Genomic DNA, 4,625 nt, shown 5'->3' on the forward strand with positions numbered 1-4,625 from the left:
GGTTTCAACGATTTGCTGGCGAAGCACGCGTCGCTATGACCGCTTGATTCCGCCCCCGCGCGAGGCCGCCGTTCACACCGTGTAGGGACGCTTCTCCCTGGCCTCCGCGAGCGCGACCGCCCACCACTCGAGTTGCCTGATCAGGGTCTGGGCAGCGGTGTTGCAGCCTTCGGGATCCTTGGGCGTGCCGTCGGCGTGGAACTGGGCCCAGGCACCGTGGAAGCTGACCGTATCGCGGATGGTGACCGCGTGCAACTCGGCGAAGACCTGGCGCAGGTGCTCCACCGCGCGCAGGCCGCCCGCCTGGCCGCCGTAGGAAACGAAACCCACCGGCTTCGCCTGCCACTCGGTGTAATGCCAGTCGATGACATTCTTGAGAACGGCCGGATAACTGTGGCTGTACTCGGGGGTGATCACGACGAAGGCGTCGGCCGCGGCAAGCTGCCGGGTGACGTCCGCCAGTTCCGCGACTTCTGGACCGCTGGAGGTACCCAGCCTCTCCGGCAGCCTGACGTCGTCGAGGTCGACGACATTCGTGACGATCGAATCGTGGGCGGATACCTGCTTGGTGAACCACTGGGCGACCACCGGGGCGAAACGTCCCACCCTGTTGCTTCCAATAACTACCGCGAGGTTGATGGGCTGATCGAGCATGAAAGTCCTCTCATTCCGCGGATCGGCGAGATCCGCTCTCGCCAGCAGGCGCCCGGAACTCTAAAACCTCAACCATGATTGAAGTCAAGGTCGTCTCCCGGCCGGTGGGTCGCGCAGTCATGCGGGTGCTATGCGGGCGGCGGTGAACGACTCCGCGCGGGCCGGCCGGCAGCGCGGCCCACTACGTCATCTCTCGACTCCGTTGACCTCAACTTTGGTTGAGGTTGCAGACTTTGCGTGTCACCACCTCGTCACCGGATGCAGCAGGGCGCTTCGAGAGAGAGCAAGGATGTCAGCGCTGGCCGCGCCTGCGGAGGGGCCGGAACTCAGCCGGACGACTACCCGGGTGGTCCTCTTCGGGCTCCTCACCGGTGTGTTCATGTCCGCGCTGGACATGACGATCATGGCGACCGCCACCCGGACCGTGGCGGACTCGCTGCACGGGCTCACCGCCCAGACATGGATCACCAGCGCCTACCTGATGACCATGACCATCTCAGCGACCATCCGTGAGAAGAAGACGGCGACAACGCGGGAACACCCCACCCCCGCCGACCACGGCGCCCCCGTCACCGACGGGTAACCAGACCGGTACGGAAAACCCATGTCCGCGCTGCCACGCGGCAGAAACCCCACCTCCGCGCCGAGGCGCGGAGCAACCCGACAGGAGAGTGGAACCGATGAAAGCCGCCGCATTCTTCGACCCCGGCCCACCCAACGTCCTCCAACTCGTCGAACTGCCCCAGCCCGAACCCGGCCCCGGCGAGATCCGAGTACGGGTACGGGCCGCCGGCGTCCAGCCAGTCGACCTGGCGACCCGCGAGGGCTGGATACCCCCTGGCGTCGAACTCAGCCGTCCCCAGATACTCGGCAACGAGTTCGCCGGTACCGTCGACCTGACCGGCCCGGACGTCACCGGCATCACCACCGGCGACGAAGTCCTCGGCTTCCGTTCCCTGGGCTGCTACGCGGAATACCTGGTCGTCCCCACCGACCAGGTGGTACCCAGACCCGCCGCACTGCCCGCACAGATCGCCGGCGGACTCTCCGGCGGCGGACAAACCGCCCACACCGCCGTCGAGGAACTCAAGATCGGCTCAGGCGACACCTTCCTCATCCACGCCGCCGCCGGCGCCGTCGGCACCATCGCCGTCCAACTCGCAACGCTCGCCGGCGCCACCGTGATCGGCACCGCCAGCCCCGCCAACCACGACTACCTACGCTCCCTCGGCGCCAGCCTGGACGCCGCCGGCGCCGACGGACTACGCGCCGCAATCGAACTCGTCCCGGACCGGCACCGCATTGGCACCATCGTCGCCTTCGACCTCTACCAGGAACTCGGCGTCCGCTGGCTAGGCAGCAAACGCTCCGCGGCACGACTCTCGGAGCTGGTCGGGCTGTACACACGAGGACAGCTGAAGATCGGGCTACGCCAGGCCTACCCACTGGAGCGCGCCGCCGACGCCCACCGCGACGTCGGCACCGGCCACGGCCGAGGCAAGGTCGTACTGACCCCCGCATGACCTGCCCCCACCCGCGTCGCGACGGGCGGCGACGCCGACGAGTCGAACATGCGTTCCATATTTCTGGTGGGAGGCCCGTCTCCACCGCTTACCCTGCGTCTGCGTTCCGTTCGGCACCGATGCTGGAGAGCTGGGCCCAGAAGGCTCGTTCAAGGCGTGCCGGCCGTGGAGCGGGCGGGACGATCAGCGCCCCGCAGCAGAGTGCGGGCCCGGCGACGCGGTCGGGAGATCGGCTCGGCGCGCCGCTTCGAGAAGGCGCTTGTCGTAGGTGACGAACGCCTCCAACCGGGTGTCGTTCTCGTCGGACAGCCGAAGGGCGGTAGCGAGGTGAATGGCATCGAGAGACCGCAGGAGCGGGTCATCGAAGGCGGCCGCGACGGTGCGCACGTGGGCATCGATTTCCAGGCGGTACATCCGGTCCAATACCCGCGGCACGCGTCCCGATGCTTCCGGGGCCGCTCGTTGTAGATGGCCTCCTCGATCTGGGCGCGGTCGTCAGCGTCGAGGGTGCTCAGATCGTTCTCGACACGGCGGATGAGCTGCCGCAGCCGGCTGATCTTGTCCTCGGAGGGCATCGCGTCGCGACGGGCCCAGCTTCAGCGCCGTGGACGGCAGGGGGGCCGTTGACGGGGCCGTCTGGGCAGCACACGACGAGGGCATCGGAGGCGGTTCCGGTGCCGGGCACGCCGGCTTCGAGCAGCGCCTGGGTTCTGGCTTCCGTGGCTGTGATGACGGCGTTGACGAGGGCAGCGTCGCCGCTGCGCCTTGGCGAGGTCCCCGGTCAGGGCCGGCGCGGGCGCGCCGCAACGCACCAGCACGTACGACTCGGGCTTGCCGTTCGGGTACGGCTGCTTGACCGTGAGGACCTCGTAGCTGCCTGGACCGGCCGTTCGACCGCATGCGAATGTTCGAGCTTGCGTGCGGAAACGCGACCCGAGGAGAAGAAGGACCGCATGATCGAGCACAAGGTGCGTGTCTACCGCAGCGAGGAGCGGCTGGCCCGCGAGGAGCAGCTCGCCTGGAAGATCGCCGCGGTCGCGTCCGATCCGGTGGAGGTGACCCTGGAGGTCACCGAGATGGCCATCAACCGTGTGATCGACAACGCCGGGGTGGCTGCGGCGTCCCTAGCTCGCAAGCCGGTGACGGCGGCGCGGGAGCAGGCGCTGCGGCACGCCCCGCCGGCCGGCCGCGCCGGCGCCACCGTCTTCGGCCTGCCGCCCGAGACCAGGGTCTCGCCCGAATGGGCGGCGTGGGCGAACGGTGTCGCCGTGCGTGAGCTCGACTTCCACGACACGTTCCTCGCCGCCGACTACTCGCATCCCGGCGACAACATCCCGCCGATCCTCGCGGCGGCGCAGCACGCCGGGCTCGGCGGGCGCGACCTCGCCACCGGCTACGAGATCCTGGTGGCCCTGGTCCGCGCGATCTGCCTACACAAGCACAAGATCGATCACATCGCGCACCTCGGCCCGTCGGCCGCGGCCGGTATCGGCACGCTGCTCGGCCTGCCGACCGAGACCGTCTACCAGGCGGTCGGTCAGGCGCTGCACACCACGACGACGACCAGGCAGTCCCGCAAGGGCGAGATTTCCAGCTGGAAAGCCTACGCCCCGGCGTTCGCCGGAAAGATCGCCGTTGAGGCCGTAGACCGGGCGATGCGGGGCGAGGGCGCGCCCTCGCCGATCTACGAGGGTGAAGACGGGGTGATCGCCTGGATGCTCGACGGCGCGGCGGCGCAGTACGTCGTCGGACTGCCCGGCCCCGGCGAGCCCAAGCTCGGCATCCTCGACACCTACACCAAAGAGCACTCGGCCGAGTACCAGAGCCAGGCGTTCATCGACCTGGCCCGCCGGCTCGGCCCGCGCCTCGGCGACAGCCTGGCGACGATGCGGTCGATCGTAATCCACACCAGCCACCACACCCACTACGTGATCGGCTCGGGTGCGAACGACCCGCAGAAGTACGACCCGAAGGCCAGCCGCGAGACCCTCGACCACTCGATCCCCTACATCTTCGCCGTCGCGCTGCAGGACCGGGACTGGCACCACGAGCGATCCTACGCACCCGAGCGCGCCGCCCGGCCGGACACCGTCGAGCTGTGGCAGAAGATCACCACGGTCGAGGACCCGGAGTGGACCCGCCGCTACCACGCGACCGACCCGGCCGAGAAGGCGTTCGGCGGCCGGGTCGTCGTCACCCTGGCCGACGGCTCCGTCGTCGCGGACGAGATCGCCGTCGCCGACGCCCATCCGCTGGGCGCCCGGCCGTTCGGGCGGGCCGAGTATGTCGCGAAGTTCCGCCGGCTGGCCGAGGGCGTCGTGCCGACCGACGAGCAGGACCGCTTCCTCGACGCGGCGGTGCGGCTGCCGGAGTTGCGGCCCGACGAGCTCGGCGAGCTGACCCTGGTGCCTGACTGGCCGCTTTCGACCGGCTCGGTCACCGGCCTGG

General features: G+C 69.2%; 5 protein-coding genes and 1 pseudogene. 3 read left to right on the forward strand and 3 right to left on the reverse strand.

Annotation, left to right across the window (positions count from 1 at the left end):
• Window positions 1-72: 72 nt before the first annotated feature.
• A complete protein-coding gene (locus AC08OU_RS22760; protein WP_462203484.1) occupies window positions 73-654 on the reverse strand; it encodes an NADPH-dependent FMN reductase in 582 nt (193 codons plus the stop codon).
• Window positions 655-943: 289 nt separating this feature from the next.
• Here AC08OU_RS22760 and AC08OU_RS22765 point away from each other — a divergent pair, with 289 nt between their 5' ends.
• Both AC08OU_RS22765 and AC08OU_RS22770 read left to right on the forward strand, forming a co-directional pair.
• Complete coding sequence (locus tag AC08OU_RS22765) at window positions 944-1,237, forward strand: hypothetical protein (RefSeq protein WP_476602093.1); 294 nt, start codon at window positions 944-946, stop codon at window positions 1,235-1,237.
• Window positions 1,238-1,334: 97 nt separating this feature from the next.
• Entirely contained in the window at window positions 1,335-2,177 is an 843-nt protein-coding gene (locus tag AC08OU_RS22770; RefSeq protein ID WP_476602094.1) for an NADP-dependent oxidoreductase, read from the forward strand.
• A gap of 183 nt (window positions 2,178-2,360) precedes the next feature.
• On the opposite strand, the pseudogene AC08OU_RS22775 reads toward AC08OU_RS22770, so the two are convergent.
• Window positions 2,361-2,618, reverse strand: a pseudogene (locus AC08OU_RS22775) (PIN domain-containing protein); the annotation flags it as partial.
• Window positions 2,619-2,688: 70 nt separating this feature from the next.
• Window positions 2,689-2,907, reverse strand: a complete 219-nt coding sequence (locus tag AC08OU_RS22780; RefSeq protein ID WP_476602096.1) for an adenosylcobinamide amidohydrolase — start codon at window positions 2,905-2,907, stop codon at window positions 2,689-2,691.
• A gap of 223 nt (window positions 2,908-3,130) precedes the next feature.
• Here AC08OU_RS22780 and AC08OU_RS22785 point away from each other — a divergent pair.
• A partial coding sequence (locus AC08OU_RS22785; protein WP_476605755.1) for an MmgE/PrpD family protein occupies window positions 3,131-4,625 on the forward strand: 1,495 nt, incomplete at its 3' end.

Source organism: Frankia sp. CcMO1 (assembly GCF_977945845.1).

Coding starts and splice junctions, on each gene's coding strand:
- AC08OU_RS22760 (WP_462203484.1), bottom strand. CDS start 654: ATGCTCGATCAGCCCATCAACCTCGCGGTAGTTATTGGAAGCAACAGG.
- AC08OU_RS22765 (WP_476602093.1), top strand. CDS start 944: ATGTCAGCGCTGGCCGCGCCTGCGGAGGGGCCGGAACTCAGCCGGACG.
- AC08OU_RS22770 (WP_476602094.1), top strand. CDS start 1,335: ATGAAAGCCGCCGCATTCTTCGACCCCGGCCCACCCAACGTCCTCCAA.